General features: G+C 64.3%; 18 protein-coding genes and 1 pseudogene. 11 read left to right on the top strand and 8 right to left on the bottom strand.

The genetic code is table 11. The annotated features are described in order from the left end of the window. Positions 1-61 precede the first annotated feature (61 nt). The 6 genes from ARUE_RS09470 to ARUE_RS23380 form a co-directional block, all read right to left on the bottom strand. Positions 62-1,327: an NAD(P)/FAD-dependent oxidoreductase gene (locus ARUE_RS09470; protein ID WP_051024959.1), complete on the bottom strand. Its 1,266-nt coding sequence runs from the start codon at positions 1,325-1,327 to the stop codon at positions 62-64. A 14-nt stretch (positions 1,328-1,341) separates the two neighbouring features. Further along, entirely contained in the window at positions 1,342-1,665 is a 324-nt protein-coding gene (locus ARUE_RS09465) for a 2Fe-2S iron-sulfur cluster-binding protein (protein ID WP_043470105.1), read from the bottom strand. Positions 1,666-1,695: 30 nt separating this feature from the next. Then, the gene (locus ARUE_RS09460) at positions 1,696-2,565 is read right to left on the bottom strand and encodes an SDR family NAD(P)-dependent oxidoreductase (protein ID WP_014921580.1); all 870 of its coding nucleotides are present in this window, start codon (positions 2,563-2,565) and stop codon (positions 1,696-1,698) included. After that, positions 2,562-3,803, bottom strand: coding sequence for a cytochrome P450 (locus ARUE_RS09455; RefSeq protein WP_051024957.1), 1,242 nt, complete (start codon positions 3,801-3,803; stop codon positions 2,562-2,564). Before ARUE_RS09455 ends, ARUE_RS09460 begins: the two co-directional genes overlap by 4 nt. Before the next feature lie 127 nt (positions 3,804-3,930). Then, positions 3,931-4,545 (bottom strand): TetR/AcrR family transcriptional regulator, encoded by a 615-nt coding sequence (locus ARUE_RS09450; RefSeq protein WP_043470102.1) that lies wholly within the window; start codon positions 4,543-4,545, stop codon positions 3,931-3,933. Between the two features lie 58 nt (positions 4,546-4,603). After that, positions 4,604-5,251: a TetR/AcrR family transcriptional regulator gene (locus ARUE_RS23380; protein ID WP_014921577.1), complete on the bottom strand. Its 648-nt coding sequence runs from the start codon at positions 5,249-5,251 to the stop codon at positions 4,604-4,606. 166 nt (positions 5,252-5,417) lie between these two features. On the opposite strand from ARUE_RS23380, the gene ARUE_RS09440 reads away from it, so the two are divergent. The 9 genes from ARUE_RS09440 (at position 5,418) to ARUE_RS09395 (ending at position 15,710) form a co-directional block, all read left to right on the top strand. Then, entirely contained in the window at positions 5,418-6,392 is a 975-nt protein-coding gene (locus ARUE_RS09440) for a CoA transferase (RefSeq protein ID WP_014921576.1), read from the top strand. A 13-nt stretch (positions 6,393-6,405) separates the two neighbouring features. Next, positions 6,406-7,746 carry a CaiB/BaiF CoA transferase family protein gene (locus ARUE_RS09435; protein ID WP_014921575.1) on the top strand — a complete coding sequence of 447 codons (1,341 nt, stop codon included), beginning with the start codon at positions 6,406-6,408 and terminating at the stop codon, positions 7,744-7,746. After that, entirely contained in the window at positions 7,743-9,251 is a 1,509-nt protein-coding gene (locus tag ARUE_RS09430) for an aldehyde dehydrogenase family protein (protein WP_014921574.1), read from the top strand. The genes ARUE_RS09435 and ARUE_RS09430 overlap by 4 nt, the downstream gene beginning before the upstream one ends. 14 nt (positions 9,252-9,265) lie before the next feature. After that, positions 9,266-9,487, top strand: coding sequence for a hypothetical protein (locus ARUE_RS09425; RefSeq protein ID WP_162486141.1), 222 nt, complete (start codon positions 9,266-9,268; stop codon positions 9,485-9,487). A gap of 361 nt (positions 9,488-9,848) precedes the next feature. Beyond that, complete coding sequence (locus tag ARUE_RS09420; protein ID WP_051024955.1) at positions 9,849-10,976, top strand: PrpF domain-containing protein; 1,128 nt, start codon at positions 9,849-9,851, stop codon at positions 10,974-10,976. Between the two features lie 175 nt (positions 10,977-11,151). Beyond that, positions 11,152-11,781, top strand: coding sequence for a TetR/AcrR family transcriptional regulator (locus ARUE_RS23375; protein ID WP_014921572.1), 630 nt, complete (start codon positions 11,152-11,154; stop codon positions 11,779-11,781). 1,136 nt (positions 11,782-12,917) lie between these two features. After that, positions 12,918-14,087: a thiolase family protein gene (locus tag ARUE_RS09405; RefSeq protein ID WP_014921571.1), complete on the top strand. Its 1,170-nt coding sequence runs from the start codon at positions 12,918-12,920 to the stop codon at positions 14,085-14,087. An 11-nt stretch (positions 14,088-14,098) separates the two neighbouring features. Next, on the top strand, positions 14,099-14,509 hold the full coding sequence (locus ARUE_RS09400; RefSeq protein WP_043470093.1) for a Zn-ribbon domain-containing OB-fold protein: 411 nt from the start codon (positions 14,099-14,101) through the stop codon (positions 14,507-14,509). Positions 14,510-14,972: 463 nt separating this feature from the next. Beyond that, entirely contained in the window at positions 14,973-15,710 is a 738-nt protein-coding gene (locus ARUE_RS09395; protein WP_051024952.1) for an enoyl-CoA hydratase/isomerase family protein, read from the top strand. Between the two features lie 293 nt (positions 15,711-16,003). On the opposite strand, the gene ARUE_RS09390 is transcribed toward ARUE_RS09395, so the two are convergent. Further along, complete coding sequence (locus tag ARUE_RS09390) at positions 16,004-16,663, bottom strand: TetR family transcriptional regulator (RefSeq protein ID WP_014921569.1); 660 nt, start codon at positions 16,661-16,663, stop codon at positions 16,004-16,006. 102 nt (positions 16,664-16,765) lie between these two features. On the opposite strand from ARUE_RS09390, the gene ARUE_RS09385 reads away from it, so the two are divergent. Together ARUE_RS09385 and ARUE_RS23745 are read left to right on the top strand one after the other, a co-directional pair. Further along, entirely contained in the window at positions 16,766-17,581 is an 816-nt protein-coding gene (locus ARUE_RS09385) for an SDR family oxidoreductase (RefSeq protein WP_014921568.1), read from the top strand. Between the two features lie 294 nt (positions 17,582-17,875). Next, positions 17,876-18,019 (top strand): annotated as a pseudogene (locus ARUE_RS23745) (NADPH-dependent FMN reductase); the annotation flags it as partial. A 103-nt stretch (positions 18,020-18,122) separates the two neighbouring features. Here ARUE_RS23745 and ARUE_RS09375 read toward each other — a convergent pair. Then, entirely contained in the window at positions 18,123-18,551 is a 429-nt protein-coding gene (locus ARUE_RS09375) for a YbhB/YbcL family Raf kinase inhibitor-like protein (protein WP_202949986.1), read from the bottom strand. Between the last annotated feature and the right edge of the window lie 20 nt (positions 18,552-18,571).

The raw sequence follows: 18,571 nt of genomic DNA, 5'->3' as shown, positions 1-18,571 counted from the left end.
GCTCCTTTGCGATGGATCGTCCTTAACGGGACAGTTGGGGTGTCACAAGCAAAAAGCGCTGCTAGCGAATGCCGACTGATGTCTCGCGCGAGCGGCGACTGGCGCGCAGCGGGATCGACGGGTCCGCCAACGCTTGCCGGTCTGCGGGTGCTGCGCCGGCGATCAGCGCCTTCCCCGCCGCGTACTCGGCGGGACGTCCGAGGGAATCGACGGAGCAGACACGGCCGTCTTTCAGGTAGAAGACGGTGAATTGGCTACCGATGGTGATGTCGCCGCGGACCACGATCTCGTCGTAGCCCGTGTTCAGACCGGCGCACTGGAATTTGATATCGTACTGATCGCTCCAGAACCACGGAACGTCGACATACGGGGCGGGCGTGCCAAGGATGTCCTCGGCGGCGTGGCGCGCTTGCGCAGCCGCGTTGGGCATCGATTCGAGGCGTCGGAATCCACCGTTCTGGGGATCGGGGTGTCGTGAGACGTCGCCGATGGCGTAGACGTCCGACCCGGCACGGCAGTACTCATCGACCACGATGCCGTTGTCCACCGTGAGACCGGCTGCTCGCGCGAGGTCGTCATTCGGAATCATCCCGATGCCGATGAGGACCTGGTCCACCTCGATCACCGACCCGTCGGAAAGTCGGAGCGCGGCGACATCGCCATCCACGTACTCATAGCTCTCGACCTGTGAGCCAAGACGGACGTCCACGCCCTCTTCCTCGTGCAGTTGCCGGAAGAATTCGGACACCGGCGGAGAGGTCACTCGGGCAAGGAGTCGATCGGCGGCCTCGATGACCGTGACCTCCGCTCCGAGCCGTCGGAGCACCGAGGTGACTTCCAGGCCGACGTACCCCCCGCCGACCACGGCAAACCGGGTACCCGGCCGCGTTCCGGCCCGCAGACGAGCCGCATCGTCGATCGTCCGCACATAGTGGACGTTCGACGCATCGTTCAGCGTGGCGTCGGGAAGCCGGCGCGGGCGTCCGCCTGTCGCGAGAACGAGCTTGTCCCAGGCGAGGGATGTGCCGTCATCGCACTCGAGAGTCTTGGCGTGCAGATCGATGCTGTTTACGGTGGTATCCGCCAGGACGGTGATGTCCTGCTCCTCGTAGAACCGAGCCGAGCGCAGGAACAGCTCCTCGGCCTGCGCTTCGCCGCGGAGGAAGGTCTTCGACAGAGGCGGACGCGTGTACGGCAGGTGGGGCTCGGTCCCGATGAGTACGATCTCACCGGCGTGACCGCCGGCACGGAGGCGAGCCACGAGCTCGCCTCCCGCCTGTCCACCCCCGACCACGACGACTCGTTCGTCAAGAGCGTGTGCTGACATGACCGACTCCTTACTCAACGCTGGGTTTCGGGAACGTGGACGACAATGCCGTCGAGAGCGTCGGAGAGGATGATCTGGCAGCACAGACGGCTAGCCTCGGTCGGCTCCTCCGAGGTCACATCGAGAAGCGATTCCTCATCCGCGCCCATCGGCTCCAGCCGCTCCGTCCAGTCCGCGTCGACGAAGACGTGACACGTCGCACAGGACAGATCTCCTCCGCACTCGCCGATGATGCCGGGCACGAGGTTCTCGACGGCCACCTTCATTAGGTTCCGGCCGGGTTCGTTCGTGCATGTCCGGCGGGAGCCGTCGGGCTGCACGTAGATGACGTCGGGCATTGGTATATCTCCTCGGGTGTAGCGTTGGGGTTAGAAGTGCCCGATGACCGGACACTTCGCGGCGTCGCCCGCGCCATCGTGCGCGTGCTCTTCGGCCGTAGGGACGGGAAGCATCTGCACGGCAGACATGACGCCGCGGGCGTGATCCAGGGCGAACTGCCGGATAACAGGATTGGTGGCGACGATGTAGTCACCGGCGAGGAGGCCGTCGATGGCCTGCTTGGCCACGACGTCCGTGTTCTGCGCGTGCGGCTCGATGGAGCGCGCTAGATCGTGGGAGGAGCGAACGAGCTCCCTCACCTTCTCAGTGCGTACCCAGCTCGGTGCCAGCAGAGTCGTCGTGACTCCCGTGCCCTCGAAGTCCCGTCGGGCAGTGTCGAGCACGCCCAACGTTGCATACTTCGCGGTGGTATACGCACTCGCCGCGAACGCATGGGGCGGCACCCCGAGGGAATGCTCGGAGCCGACGATCAGCAGGCGCGCCGGGAGCCCGGCCGCGGCGCTCTCGATCAGAGTCGGGGCGCTCGCGTGGACGGTGACGAACGTACCGTACACGAGGACATCGAAGAGGTGGCGAACCTTGGGGAGATCGTGCTCCCAGATCCGCCCTCCGCCGCCGTCGGCGTTGACATTCGCCACCACGACCGTGACCGCACCGAATCGACTCGCGGCGGTCTCCAGCGCCACCTGAAGATCCTTAGGTTCTCGGGCGTCGACGTGGACGAAGACCGCCTCGCCGCCGATGGCCTCGATCGAGGCGACGGTCGAAGAACCGGCGCTGTCGTCCATGTCGGTCACGACGACACGCGTCCCCCGTGCTGCCAGCTCGAGGGCGATCCCCCGGCCGAGGCCTGCGCCGGCGCCCGTGACGACGGCGACCTCCTGAGTTGACGAGGTCATGCTGCCCGCCCATCCACGTGAGCGACCGGGAGCGACCGGATCTGATTGATGAAGGTCGACCAACCCCGTTCCGGGGTGCCGTTCAGCGTCAGTCGGAAGTCGCGACGCGCCATCTCTTCGAACAGGATGCGCAGCTCGAGCTTGGCGAGTGCGTTGCCGATACAGCGGTGGGCACCGCTTCCGAACGTCAACGAAGCGGTCTCGGTGCGCCAGGGGTCGAACTCGTCGGGGCGGTCGAAGACCGCCGGATCGCGGTTGGCCGCGATGAAGTACAGGTTCAAGAGGTCGCCCTTGCGGATCGTCTGGCCGGCAAGTTCCGTGTCAGCGGTCGCCGTGCGCGACATGAACATGGCCGGCGTGATTATGCGGAGGAGCTCTTCGGTCACCTTGTCCGCGCCGAGCTCGCGAATACCGCGGTAGGTCTTGTCGGCGATGTCGGGATCTTCGAGAATGAGCCGCATCGACTGACCGATAAGGGTGTGGGTGGTCTCGAATCCGGCTGCCTGTAAGAGATTCAGGAAGTCATACGCCTCTGCTTCGGTGATCTCCCCGCGCTCGGCGGCGTGGATGAGCACGCTTGTCATGTCGTCTTCGGGATTCTTCAGCTTGCCGGGCACGAGCTTCTCTCGGTAGTAGGTGAACGTGTCCTCGAGCACCTTCGTGACGACGCCCAGATCGCCGGCGTTCTGACCTTCGAATGCCGCGAGGGTCTGATCCACGATCCACTGGCGGTCCTCTCGCGGCACGCCCTGGACGCGGGCGATCACATACGAGGGAATCGTCCGCGCGACTTCGAGGACGTAGTCGAATTCAGTGAGGGTCTCGATGTGGTCGAGGATCTCGACCACGATCTCGCGCACCCACGGGTCGAAGTTCTTCACCACGCGCGGACCGAATGCAGCGGCCGCAACGCGTCGGACGCTGCTGTGTCGCGGCGGGTCCATAAACATCAGGTTGTTGTACGCGGGGTTCAGCACCGGATCGATCGGCAGATTTGACATCGGCCAAGCCGATCCGGGCTGCGACGAGAACAAGGCGGGGTTCGATTCCACCTCGAGGATGTCGGCGAACCTCGTGACGGCCCAGAAGCCGCCGTTGGCCGTACCGACTTCCGTTGGCTGCCAGTGCAGTCCGGGCAGCTCGCGGATCCGGGCGAATCCCTCGTGTGGGACACCGGGGACGAAGGTATGCGGATCGGTCAGGTCTGGAAGCTGCGTGCCATTCATCGTCATCGACATCGATTCCTCCTTGAATCATTTGGCGTGCGACGCGATGTCGCAGTGCTAAACAACCATATGCCAACTAGTCAGTTACATCAAGGGTGAATTCGAGGCGAAGCTGGAAGAGAGTTGAATCGGGCCTTGATTAGGGGCGAAGACCTTCAAGAACCTGGTCCACGAGCGCATGCCACTCGCGCGTGAAAGTAGGATCGTTCCACTCGCGGCCCACCATCAGAAGGCTCACCTGAGGCAGCACGGCGGGCGTCGTGGTGAGAAGCACGAGGAGCAGGCCGAGGTACTCGGGGTCGATGTCCGCGCGGAGGTCGCCGGCTCTCTGCTCGGTCGAGATCGTCTCGACGATGCGACGCAGGCTAGCCGCGCGCTCCGGTACGATCGGAAAGTCGGAACTGTGCGCGTTCGCGTACTCTTGGCCCTCCCACACCAAATTGCTGATGCCCTCGGCGCCGACGAGCGCTTGGTCGATGGCGGCGTGGCAGATCTCGGCAAGCGACGACGTAGAAAACCGGCCCCAGAAGTCCGCGGCATCCGCGCTCGACTTCTCGAGCACCGCTCGCGCCAATTCCACCTTGCTGGGGAAGTAGTAATAGATGACCTGCTTCTTCACTCCGGAGAGCTGTGCGATGGTCTCCATCCGAGCGCCGGCGAAACCCGCGCGAGCTAGCTCTGCGGAAGCCGCTCGGAGGATCCGATCTCTCGTCGTGATCGGGGCGGTGGGGTCGGGGTCACGCGGAGTCTGCATTTCTCATACATTACAGACACCGGCGCGTCCGGGTCCGCGCGAAACCCTCGGCGGCACGCTACGCCGGCCGCCTGTCCAACCCAGGCTCGTCGACCGTCGCAGGGTCGGCCAGGATCGACGACCCAAGGAAGTGGATCGTCCGCACCAGATCTTCTGCGAAGCGCGCATCGTCCGCCTCCAACCCGGTCACAAGGCGCGTCAGTTGCGGGAGCGTCGTCGGCGCGATGTTCATAAGCCCGAAAAGGAGTGCGATCACCGACGGGTTGATGTCGGCGGGCAGCCGGCCCGAGGCCTGCGCGGCCTCGAAGGCGCGCACGAGCCGGTGCCAGGCGGCACTGCGTACTTCCTCCTGAACGATCTCGGACTCGCCGATAACGTGCTCAGCCCCCTCCCATGCGAGGAGCCGGCGGTAGTCGGGGGTGCCACGCGAGGAGCCGTATTGCTGGGCATTGAGCGCCATGGCATCGGGCAGGTCAACCTGATCCAGACGCTCCCAGTGTGGGAGCGCCTCAAGGGCCATCCGCTCCAGCACGGCGGAGCGCAGCCCCGCTTTGCTGCGGAAGTAGTAGTAGATCAGCTGCTTGTTGCAGTCCGCGCGGGCGGCGACGCGGTCAGTGCGCAAGCCGGCGAACCCGTGCTCGGCAAGTTCCTCCGTCGCCGCGCGCAGGATGCGTTCTTGCGTGGAATGTTCAGCGGTTTGTTGCATCCTGCATGATACCGCGATCACCGGAGACCCGAGCGACGGGCATAGCGAGACGCGGACTGGACATTTTATCAACTAGTTGGTTATGTTTATTCCACCCCATCAAGGAGGATGTGACCATGCCCATAAGCACAAGAACAGCGCTCGTGCGTCGATGCGGAGGCGCTCGATGAGCGTCCCGCGTCCCCTGGACGGAATTCTCGTCGCCGAGATCGATGACTCTGTCGCCTTGGCCTTCTGTGGTAAGTACCTCGCTGGCTTGGGTGCGCGCGTCAGCGTCTTCGGTGATCGCCCCGGCACTGACACCGCGTTGCGCGACTACCTCGACGACGGCAAAGACATTGATCCCTCCCCCGCATCGCCTGAGGCGTGGGCGGCCGCGGACATCGTCCTCGCCTCACATCGCCCCACGCAGGTGGACGAACGCACCATCGTGGTCGTAATCACTGACACCGGCGAGCCGGGCGCGCCCGCAAGCCGCCCGGCCGGCGACCTTCTGGCGCAGGCGCGCTCAGGCCTCATGTCGCTCGTCGGCACGGCCGAGGGGGCGCCACTCCCCATGGGCGGACACCAGATCTCGTACACGGCGGGGATAGCGGCCTTCACAGCTGCGATGATTGCCCTCCACGCCCGCGACCAGGACGGTCGCGGTCAGGTCGTCGAGACGTCTCTCGTGGAGGTTGCTGCGTACATCGAATGGAAAGGCCGCGTCTACGAGCAGGTCGGCCGACCGCTCGTGCGCGGAGACCGCACCGGACCCATCATCACCCGATGCACCGACGGGCAATTCGGTCTTTACTACCGCGAGACCGACTGGCCGGCGATACGTCAGGTTCTCGACTCCGAGCTCTTGGACGACGACCGGTTCGCCACGCACGCCGGACGCGTTGCTCATGCCTCCGCACTCGCCGAGACCATCAGCGATCTATGCCAAGACGTCACACGCGATGACCTGTACCGACGGCTTCAGGCGGTCGGCGTGCCCGCCGGGCCGATCTTCGACGCGTCCGACCTGCACGAATCGGCGCAGTATCAGGAGCGCGGGTTCCTGGTTCCGCTGCGTGACAGCGCAGGCCTGCAGCCGGCACTGCCCGTGACATTCAACGCGGACCGCAGCGCGGCGCCCGAGCGCCACGCGAACTGAAGAGGAGATCCACATGATCGACAGCATCGAAATCGCTCCCACCGCGACCCAGACGACTCCGCTTCAGGAAGGCGCGTCCGCAGCGAAGCGCGCCCTCGAGGGTGTGCGTGTCCTCGACCTCGGCATCATCACGGCCGGAGCGGCTTCGTCGCAGGTCTTCGCCGACTTCGGCGCGGATGTCATCAAGGTCGAGGCGACCACGTACATCGACCCGTTCCGCAACTGGACTCAGGTGTCGGCGGGGGGAACGAAGGACATCAACGCCAGTCCCGCGTTCAACGCCGTCAACCGCGGCAAGCGCGGTGTTGCGATCGACCTGAAGACCGACGCCGGCCGCGAGCTGTTCCTACGGCTCGCGTCAGTCTCTGACATCGTCGTCGAAAACTTCCGCCGCGGAGTTCTCGAGCGCCTCGGCATCGGCTTCGACCGCCTCAAACAGGCGAACCCCCGCATCGTGCTGCTGTCGCTAAGCAGTCAGGGTTCGACCGGGCCGGAACGCGACTACGTGTCCTTCGGCTCCACGCTGGAAGCCATTGGCGGCGCGATGTCCATCACCGGATACGACGCATCCACCCCAATGTGGACGGGCAACAACGTCAACTACCCCGATCAGCTGGTGTCTATCGTGGCGCCCGGATTGGCGCTGGCGGCCTTGCGCCTGCGCGATCGCACCGGGGAAGGCGTCCATGTCGATCATTCGCAGCGGGAAGCGGTAACAAGTGCGATCGGTGAGGAGATCGTCCGCTCCAGCCGGGCCAACCGGCCCGAGCCCCCATCGGCGTTGCGCGGCGTGGTTCCCGCCCGCGGTGACGATCAGTGGGTGGCCTTCTCGGTGAGCACGAATGCCGAGTGGATCGCACTATGCAGCGTGCTCAAACTCCCCGTCTCACCGGACGACACCCGCTTCGCGCACCCCGCTGACCGCCTCACCCACCGCACGGAACTCGACGAACTTCTGCAAGCGGCCTGTGCGACGCGCGATAAGCGCGAGCTCGCCGCCGCATTGGAGTCGGCCGGAGTCCCCGCAGCGGCCGTCCAGCGTCCGGACGAGGTACTGGCCGACGCCGGGCTGCACGACCTGGAATTTTTCCGCGGCATCCCCGGGGATCCGCACCTGCACCGCGGATTCGTCGGCCGCCTCGAGCGCACCCCTGCTGAAGTGGGCCGATCCGCACCGCGACTCGGGCAGCACACCGAGGAGGTTCTGCATGAGATCCTCGGTCTGGACGAGTCCGAGCTGGAGGCCCTGAGCGCCTCCGGCGCAATCTACACCGACCGTCTGTTCGCGGTATCCCATCCCACTTCGCCATCGCAACCCGCTGACGGCACGACCCTCAGAAAGGCCGGTCAATGATGACTGCACAGCAGCCGATCGCCGCCACCACCCAGAGCACCCGCTTCCCCGAGGTCGATCGGGACCAGACATACGAGCTGCTGATCAACGGCGCGTGGACCCCCTCCCTTAGCGGCGAGACCTTCAGATGCTTCGATCCGTACGACGACCTCGAATGGGGCCATGTCCCGGTCGCCGGCGCAGAAGATGTCGCTCGCGCCGTGGATGCCGCCCGTCACGCCTTCACGACGTGGAGCGTGACCCCCGCGCTGACCCGTTCGAGCATCCTCAACCGTTGGGCGCAGCTCATCATGGAGAACCTGGAGACGCTGGCCCGTCTCCAGGTGCACGAGAACGGAAAGACGATCACCGAGATGCGCGGCGCGACCGGATCGGTCGCCAACAGCGCCGAGTACTTCGGGCACCTCTCGCTCGGCGCCGTCGGCTCGACGCTCGAGCCGTTCATGCCCGGCCACGAAGCATGGACGCTCCGCCAGCCAATCGGTGTGATCGCCGCCATCGCGCCGTGGAACAACCCGCTCGGTCTGCTCGGCTGGAAGCTCTTTCCCGCTCTCGCGGCGGGTAACACGATCGTCATCAAGCCCTCGGAGATCACGCCGGTCTCCACTTTGTTCCTGGCGCGACTCGGCGTGGAAGCGGGCATCCCTGCGGGCGTCGTCAACATCGTGACCGGTCCCGGCACCACGGGTGCGGCATTGGTTAAGCACCCCGGCATCGACAAGATCGCCTTCACCGGCTCCACAGCCACCGGCGGAGCCATCGCCGAGATCGCCGCACGCCGATTCCTCCGCACGACGCTGGAACTGGGTGGGAAGGGAGCGCAGATTGTCTTCGCCGACGCCGATCTTGACGCGGCGTCGTCCTCCCTCGTTACCGGCATCGTCGCGGGAACCGGTCAGGCCTGCAACGCGGGGTCGCGCCTGCTGGTGCAGCGCGCCGTCTACAACGAGGTCATCGATGCAGTGCGGACGAAGATCGGGCAGGTGCGCATCGGGGATCCACTCGATCCTGCTTCGATCATCGGACCGCTCGCATCGCGCCCCCAGTTCGAAAAGGTCACGGGGTATCTGGACCTCGCTCGGGACGAAGGGTGCGAGCTGATCGCCGGTGGTCGCGCGGGCCGTGACGTCCCGGGTATCGAAACGGGTCGGTTCGTCGAGCCGACCCTGTACGCCACACCCGACGAGCGCTCCCGCATCCGCCGGGAAGAGATCTTCGGTCCAGTCGGAGCCGTCATCCCGTTCGACGACGAAGACGACGCGATCGCGATCGCCAACGAGACCGAGTACGGTCTCGTCGCTGGGCTGTGGACAAAGGACGTCTCGCGCGCGCACCGCGCTTCGCGCCGGCTTGAGTCGGGCGTCGTCTGGATCAACACGTGGCGCGCCTTCAGCACGAACGTACCGTTCGGCGGCATGAAGCACAGCGGGCTCGGTCGCGAGCTCGGCCCCGACGCGCTCAACGAATACACCGAGACGAAGTCGATCTGGCTCGGCGTCGGCTGAGCAGAACGGCGGGCGTGACGATGAATGCAGCCGCCGCGACGATCCCCGGGCGCTACGCCTATCCGCTCGACGTGCACGCCGACGTTCCGCGTGAACGGGAGCGACTCGGCCTCCCCGCCGATTCGCCCGCGGCCGTCGAGCGAGCTGGGTCGGCCCTGGACGCCGCATCCGTCGTCAGCTTCCTGTCGTGTGGTGCTTCTCCGCCTCGCAACCCGCTGTTCACGGAAGCGGTCTGAACGCACATTCGTGGGATGCCGTGGCGTTGTGCCTCGGAGCATCGAGCATCGTGGCCAACCTGCCCGGTCATGGCCACTCCACCTCGTGGGACGACTTCGACTACCGTCCACATCGACTCGCCATGGCAATGCGCGGCTGCACGCGGCGTCGGATCCGGTCCACGTCTTCGGCCAGTCTCTCGGGGGTGCCGGCCCGTCGACCTGCCGCAGACTCCGCACGCCACTCGCTGTCGTGGACTGGCTGGTGCCTCCTTCGCCCATCTCGATCTCGACAATTTGATCAGCTTGCGGGCGGGCAGCCCGTATGATCTTAACTAACCAGTTAACAAGTGCCCAAAGAGGCCTGTACGAAGGAGTGCTGATGCAACTGCGAACGAAGGCTGTGCTTTATCGCGGCGGTACGAGTAAGGCGCTCATCGTCCACGATCGCGACTTGCCGACCAGAGACCCGGCCCTTCTGGATGAATGGCTGCTTGCCGCATTCGGGACACCCGATCGTCGGCAAATCGATGGAATCGGCGGAGCCGACATGTTGACCAGCAAGTTCGCATTCGTCGGTCCACCAAGTGTGCCTGGGGCCGACGTGGACTACACGTTCGCTCAGGTCGGCGTGGATGTGCCTTTCGTGGACTGGACGATCCTCTGCGGCAATATCAGTTCAGCAATCGGTCCTTTCGCGATTGAAGAGGGGCTGGTGGCGGCCACGGGCGAACTCACGGAAGTGCGCGTGCACAACACCAATACGGGCAAGATATTCGCTGCGAAGGTCCAGACTGAACGGGGGCTGCCCAAAACCGATGGGCACGCCGTTGTCGATGGTGTGCCGAACCCGGGCGCTCCGATTGTGCTCGATTTCCGGAACGCTGCGGGCGCTATCACCGGGTCGCTCCTTCCCACGGGTAATCGGAGGGACTCCCGCCGAGTAGACGGGGTTGGGCTTGTCGATTACACCCTCGTCGATATGACGGGGCTGTTCGTGTTCGTGCGCGCGGACCAGTTCGGGCTGTTGGCTTCGGATGATCGGGAGTCCTTCGCGCGGCAGGCTGAGCGCCTGATGGTGGTCGATGCATTCCGCGGCGCTGTAGGGCAGGAACTCGGAATCGATTCGCCGATCACTCCGGCGGTTGTGCTTGTCGGGCCGGCACGGCCGTCTGACGTCCAGTTCGACCTGCATGCGCGCTGCACCGGGATGGGGAGGGTTCACTCATCATTTCCGATCACGGGCTCCTTAGCTACAGGTGCTGCAGCGTCCTTGGCTGGGTCGGTCGTCTCTGATGTCGCGGGCGGTCCGCTAGAGCACTGCCGGATCGCTCACCCTAGCGGCGTGCTTTCAGTTGAGGTGCTTGCTAGCGGTGATGACCCGGAACCGACCGTGCACAGGGCGCAGGTAGAACGAACGGCTCGCCGAATCTTTGATGGCGCAATCTCCGTTGACCCGGCTCGCCTCTCGCGCCCGGGCGCGTACAGATCGTCCGACAGCCTATTGTGACAGTCAGTCGGCTGTTGGGGATTCAAGGTTCTGGAAACCGGATGTGTGCAAAGTACTTCGCCGAGTTTCGCGTCGGCGCAATCAATATGACAGCACCGCCCTTGTGCCATCAACCGTTCAGTTGAATATAGGCGTGAGCCCACGGTTCCCACAGTCGGGGCGCTACGCTGGGCTTATGACTGCTCACTCTTCAAAGCCGCGCGAGACGGAGGACGACCCCAACCGCCGAAGCCGCATCCTCATGGTGGCTGCGCAGGAGTTCTCCCAACGCGGGCGTGCGGCGGTTCGCATGGACGAAATCGCTCGGAAAGCAAAAGTAAACAAGCAGCTCATCTACTACTACTTCGGCTCGAAAAGCGCGCTCTACACCGCGGTGCTGGAATTAATGGTCGAAGAGAGCCTCCCCATGTGGACCGAGGTTCAGGATGCCGACCTCGCAGCGGGCATTGCGCGCCTGATCGACAACCCCCCGCACCCCCAGATTGATTGGCTGCGGCTGCTCGCGTGGGAGGGACTCGAATACGGGGGACCGGATGAGCCCGCCGACATCGTGCTGCACGAGCGACGGGTTAGGGCCTACCAAACGGAGGTCGGGCTGTTCACACGAGCCCGCGACGCCGGCCAATTGGTCGACGATATCGACCCCGAGATGCTGGCCCTCACCCTCTTCCTGCTCAACCTCAGCGTCAAGGCCGTGCCACAAGTGGTCTCGATGCTGACCGGCCTCCAGGCCGACGGCCCGGAATTCCACGCCAGGACGAAGGCTTTCGTCAACGACTTATTGTCGCGAATGGGCCCTCGCTAGAGGACCTACGGCCACGTGGACGCGCGCTCGGGAGTAGTCTAACCAACACTCCGGTTGACACTGACAGTCCCGCCACGGTCGTCGGAGGCCGCCACCATCTCCTCAGCGCGGGCGAGCTCGGCCGTGTCCGATGTGAAGGCGACACGTGCTGCCTCCGCCTGGGGCAGATGGAGGCACCCAACGCCAGTGAACCCGGCGTGCGCCGCGTCCTCAGCGTTCCCTCTGAACCCGGTCAGATCGGCGGATTCGGGAATGGGGGCCTCCGATCGAGCCGAGGCGGGGACAGGCAGGCTCCAGGAGGAGATCGGTTTGCAGACGCTGGTGGGAAAAGCGCCACCCAACTGCTCGAGGATCGTGGCACGATCGGCCCCGAGCTCAGTTTAAGATCCTCGCCAGCCCAAGCCAGCGCGATGACATCCGGATGCGCGGCGATGTCGCCGAGTACGCGAACCCGACGGACGTCTCGATCCGAGGTATCAGCCGGAAGCCAGGCTAGATGGCCAGATCCGGCGCAGCCTCCGTTTTGCCGACTATCACCATGGTGTAGTTCGCCTCCGGAGACTGGCCAAATCTTCAAAATCCAGGAGCGGATTCCGGTTTACTGGCAGGATTGCCCGGCCCGAGGGGAGCGTCGAAACGGCGATTTCCTCCCGCGCCCCACGTTCCCGAGCCGCCCTGACCGCGCCCTCAAGTTCGAGGTCCAGGATCGGCCCGGCAACGAATCCCGCGTCATGGTTGTCCTACTCCCGCTTGATTAACCAACTAGTTGACGTAAAATGGCGCAAGGCTCACCTGCGGCTAGTACGAAGGAGTGCGTAATGGAACATCTGACCGGTCCAAGGGACCTCGTCGTCGAAGGGCATGGCTTCTCTGGGCTGTCCGACTGCCCTCAGCCCCCTCCAGCATGCGACATTCAAGGGCCGCACGCGCGAACCTGTTCCGCCGGGGAACGAGCAAGGCGCTGATCGTGGCGCTGGAGCGTCGTCCGCGCCGCACGACGCAACTTCGACGGCGTCCACCCCATCAAGCCGACCCGTATCAGTGCGCCCTGAGTCCTCACGGCGTCCGGATGGCCGGGTTCCCCATCTGCGACACATCGATGCCGTCGACCGCGACGGCCAGAAAGGACTCAGCACGTGTATGACCAGAACCCCTCGCGGAAGGCGGTGATCGTCGGAGTCGCCACCACCGACTTCGCCTCCATCTACCGCGACCGCGACCCTTTCCGCACCGAATATGCGCTCGGCATCGAGGCGCTCAGCTTGGCGCTCGACGACGCGGGCCTAACCACGGCCGACATCGACGGTGTCCTCACCTGCCGCATCCCCAGCTACGAGACTTTCGGCACCATGGCCGGCATCAAGCACCCGAACGTCGTCAACGCCTACGAGGGGTCCGGCCGGATGGCAGGAGTCGCCGTCCAGCAGGCCGTTGCCCTGATCGAGGCGGGCCTCGCCACGACGATCGCGCTCGTCTACGGAAACAACGGCCGTGCCGTGGGAATGACCTACGGCGGAGACTCCGGAGGCAGCAGCGCCTACAACGCTGCCACGAACAACGCCCTCTACGACCTAGCCTATGGGATGACCTCCCCCGGCGCCTACGTGTCGATGATGTACCAGCGATACACCCACGACTACTCGGTCCCGGACGGCGCCCTCGCGCCACTTGCCTTGAACAACCGCGAGAATGCGCGACGCAACCCGGTAGCAGTCATGCAGAAGCCGTTGACCGAACAGGAGTACCTCGAGTCCCGCTTCATCGCCGAACCCCTCCGGCTGTACGACTACTGCATGATCAACGACGGCGGCGTCGCCATGATCGTCACCACCGAGGAACGTGCCCGCGATCTGAAGAAACCCGCGGTGTCGATCGTCGCGACTGCGGCCTCCAGCGACCTCGGACCGTACTACACCAAAGAAGACTTCTTTAAAGAGCCGTCCGTTCGGGTAGCTCGCGCGCTGCGGGAAAAGAGTGGCCTCGGCCCGCAAGACATAGACGCGGTCCAGATCTACGACAACTTCACGCCCGTCATCCTGTTCTCGCTCGAGCACTTCGGCTTCGCCGACGAGGGCGACGGGTGGCAGTTCATCCGGGACGGACGAATCGCTCTGGACGGTGAGCTACCGGTCAATACGAGCGGTGGCCACACCAGCGAGGGCTACATGCAGGGATGGGGCCTGCAAGTCGAGGCCGTCCGTCAGCTCCGCGGCGAAGGGGGTGAACGCCAGGTGTCCGACTGCGACACCGCGCAGTACATCTGCGTGTCGCCCATCGTCACCTCTCACATTCTCCAGCGCGCCTGAGGAGGCTCACCATGTTCAGCGAACATCCCGTCCCTACCGTTACTCCCTGGACAGAGAAGCAGTTCGAGTATGCCCGAGAAGGGGTGCTCGCGGTGCAGAAGTGCGTTGACTGTGGGGGGCTCTGGTATCCGCCCTCGAGCAATTGCCCGACCTGCCTGAGCGACAAGGTCGAATGGGTTCCCGTCTCCGGTAAAGGGCGACTCTGGTCGTGGATCGCGATCCACCGGCCATACCTACCGGCATTCAAAGATGAAATCCCCTATATCGTCGCCGCCGTGAAACTCGACGAGGGCCCCCTGCTCATCACCACCCTCGTCGGGGTGGAGAAGGACGATATCGTCATCGACTCCGTGGTCGAATCGGAGTTCGCGGAATTCGGTCCGGACTCGCTGCCCATGCCGGTCTTCCGGCCCCGGTCGTGACCCTCTCGTGGCCGCTCGCGTCCCTGCGAGTCGTCGAGATCGGCGATTCCATGGCTGTCGGGATTTGCGGGAAGTATCTCGCTGAGCTGAGCTGGGCGTCGCCGTCGCCGACGCGTCTGCTCGTGGAGCGCGGCCGGCCGATATCCGGACCTACCCTGACCGGGAGAGACAACGGCGGGGCGCGACGCCCGGTCGACGTCGACACCGTCGCAAGAGGATCGGATTGAGAACCGCGATCAGCTCGCGGCGACGCTCTCGGAGTGCTCCCAGGTGACGCGCGACGAGCTCTGTCGCCGATTGCAGGTAAGACTCGAACGAGCTTCTGCTGGATCCGCAGTACACCCAAGGGAATTCATCTCGCCCATCCCCGGCGGCGATGCGCCGCCGTCGCAGCCGGGCGTGCCGGTTCGTTTCAACGACGTCCTACCCTCCGCCAGCACCACGACATGAAAGCGACAGTTCCATGACCAACCAACCCACCGAATCCATCGTTCTTGAAATCAAAGACGGCTACGCCGTGATCACCCTCAACCGCCTCGAGAAGCGCAACGCCCTCGATAGGGCGTCGATGCGGGGCATCTGGAAGGCGCTCGAGGACGCCGAGGCAGCCGGTGCGCGAGCGATCATCTTCACCGGCTCGGGCGACATATCCTTCTGCGCCGGAGCGGACCTCAAGGACACCACCTCCGAGACGTCGACCGCCGCCGCACCCACCACCTGGATGGCCACGCAACAGCGGATCACCGTGCACCCGGCCGTTATCATCGCCGCGGTCAACGGATTCGCGCTCGGCGGCGGCATCACCCTGGTCAACAACTCCGACATCGCGGTGGCCTCCACGACCGCCACATTCGGCATTCCGGAGATCAACTACGGCATCTACGGGTCGCTGGCAGGTCCGAGCACCGTGCAGCGGATCGCCCAGAAGCACGTCGCGAAGATGGTCTTCACCGGCGAGCGGATCAGCGCCGCCGAGGCGCAACGGATCGGCCTGGTGAACGAGGTCGTCGAACCCGATGCAGTGCTCCCCAGAGCCGAGGAGCTGGCTCAGAAGATCGCTGCGTTCGACCCCCTCGCCCTGTCGGTCGCCAAGGCCGCGATTCGCGCGGAGCAGCACATGGAGTGGAACGACGCCTTGCTGCACGGCTCCTGGTCGACAGCCTTTATCGGATCCGCGCGTCGAACGGCGGGCCCGGAGTGACCACCGCGCTACAAGTGGGCACAATTGAGCGCGGCCGATGTCGAAAACGAAGCGATCCGCATCGGGCACAGTGGAGCGGCCCGCTGGACACAACGTGCAGACGGACGCCCCCGAGGAGCTAACCGAGGCCATTCGCAATTTCCGAGAGAGTTTGAAGTCATCCTGATCGAATCGACCCGTCATCCCGAACGTGGTGAGTGTCGGAAACCCCTCGTATCAGAATCTGCTGACGGGCTCCGGCTGGAGCGGGGAGCCACTCTTGAATGGATGGTGGCGTTACTCACAGCAGAGGGTCAGTTAACGTCCCGTTCGCCGATCTCCCTGGCGACGGCCGTCATTCGACTGGCGCGGTCGATCTTCAGAGCGGCCATCGCGTCGTCGAGGTAGCTGCCGAACGCTTCGCTGCGATCTGAGGCGAACCATGCCTGCCGGGCCGCCTGCATGCATGCGAAGGCCGCGCCCACAATGGCGGCTGGCCTGGGGTCCGATGGGTTGTGTTCGTCGTCATTGAGGCGAACGGCGACGCGCCCGACGAGGAGTTCCTGCACGCGTTGCATCTTCTCCAGGTAGCGGGCATAAAGCTGGGGTGTGCTCCTGACGATCCCATCCATGGCATCGATCCGGGCGCGCTGATGCTCATCCTGAACGTAGTCGAGGGTGATGTCGAACATGCGGCGCAAAGATTCCCACACTGGCTCACTCTTGGGGCGGGCATCCAAGGCCTCGGCCATCCGGTCTGCGAAGAGATCGTACTTGCCGATCACGAGGTCGTCTTTGGAGGGGAAGTAGCGGAAGAAAGTGCGTTTGGACATGCCTGCTGCCGCGGCAATCTGGTCGACGGTGGTGTTGTCGTAGCCCTGCGCAACGAACAGGTCCTGCGCCACCGCGGTCAGTTCGGTCTGCGCGAGACGGCGTGTTCGCGCTCTGATCGGAACCGGGGTCGTATCGCTCATTCACCCATTATATCCGCTGGATGCGATCTTGACACTCGGTGTCAGTATAGGCATATAGTTACTTTATGGCGCCAGAGGGGCGCTTGGTTCTGAAGGAGCATTATGAGCAAGGTTTGGTTCGTCACCGGTTCATCGAAGGGATTTGGCCGTGAGTTCGTTCTCGCCGCCCTTGAGAAGGGCGACAAGGTAGCAGCAACTGCCCGCAATACGGACACCCTGAACGATCTCGTTGAGAAGTACGGCGATGCCGTGCTCCCACTCCAACTCGATGTCACCGACCGCGACGGCGTTTTCGCCGCGGTGAAGCAGGCGCATGACACCTTCGGTTCGCTCGACGTCGTGATCAACAACGCCGGCTACGGCCTTTTCGGCACCGTCGAGGAGATCACCGAACAGCAGCTGCGGGACCAGCTCGAGACCAACCTCTTCGGCGTGTTCCATGTCACCCAGGCGGTCCTACCGATCCTCCGCGAGCAAGGTTCGGGGCACATCATCCAGATCTCCACCATCGGCGGCGTGGGCGCCTTCCCGAGCCTTGGGGGCTACCACGCCTCCAAGTGGGCCTTAGAGGGTCTCACTGAATCCCTGTCCCAGGAGGTCGCGGGCTTCGGTATCAAGGTCACCCTGGTCGAGCCCGGCGGGTTCGACACCGACTGGGGCAGCGCGTCCGCCGTTGTGGCCGATGCCCAGCCCCAATACGAGGCCATCCATACAGCCATGGCCTCAATGGTCAGTGGCCCTCAGCCGAAGCCCGTCGGATTCGGGTCCGCGATCCGCAAGGTCATCGACGCCGAGAAGGCCCCGCTGCGCGTGTTCTTCGGTGAGCAGCCCACCCACATCGCCCCGCACATCTACCAGCAACGCCTAGCAGAGTGGGCCGAGTGGGCCCCCATCTCCCGCGAAGCAGAAGGCAAATAGTCCTCCATCGCAGGCGGGTCGATCAATGACCCGCCTGCGGATTCCTATGATCCCTAGCAGCATCCGCAGAGGGCGCAGACTCATGACTCCATGAACATCGCAGTCGTCATGGGCAGTACCCCACCGGGACGCAACGGCGCCGGCCGTTGCCCGCTGGATTCAGCATCAGTCCGCCGCGAGGTCCTCTACGACCTACGAGTTCGTCAACCTCGAAGAGGTCGCCTTCCCCTCTGCTAAACCAGGCCGTGCCGGCCCTACTCGGCGCCTACGAGCACCAGCACACGCTTCGAAGGCTTCGTGTTCGTCACCCCGGAGTACAACCACATCACCTCCTCGGCGCTGCTGAACGCCCTCAACTGCGTCTTCGGCGAGTGGAACAACAAGGCCGCCGCGTTCTTCAGCTACGCGCCGGGTTGGGCCCCAGAAGTAGGAACCTGATCCGGAATCAGTGAGAGGCGTAGCTCCGGCGTCGCCGACGACCCCGGACAATTCCTATGGTTATCCACAATTGCTGCCGTTGGGGCGACCGAGACCGTTTTTCTTAGACGCGTGAGTACGTTCCGACCATGCGTTCCTGGGCAATTATTCGCTCAGCGTACGCATTGAGGAATTCGAGGCGGCTTGGCTCCCCAAGAACTGGCTTGTCCAAGGCATACACCCAGAAGTAATAGTGGTGGATTCCATGCCCTTCAGGTGGCATCGGTCCATCGTAGCCCCGGTGGCCGAAGTCGTTTAGGCCGTCTCGCTGAGCAGTGCTTGCACCGGCCAGTCCAGAAACACCGGCGAGGCCATACCTAAGTAGATGGGTGAACCCATAGGGAATGGGAGCGTCTGGGTCATGCACAATAAGCGCGAGTTCACGCGTGCCCGTGGGCACCTGGGTGACATGGATACGTGGTTCGGTATTACCACCGGAGGCAGCATACTGGTCGTCTAAGCGTCCGCCGGTCAAGAAGTCGGGGCTGGTCACAAGCACAGCTATTTGTCCTC

This window comes from Arthrobacter sp. Rue61a (genome assembly GCF_000294695.2).
Classification (GTDB): domain Bacteria; phylum Actinomycetota; class Actinomycetes; order Actinomycetales; family Micrococcaceae; genus Arthrobacter; species Arthrobacter aurescens_A.
The sequence above is the reverse complement of the archived record's forward strand: the minus strand, read 5'-3'. Positions and strand labels throughout refer to the sequence as shown.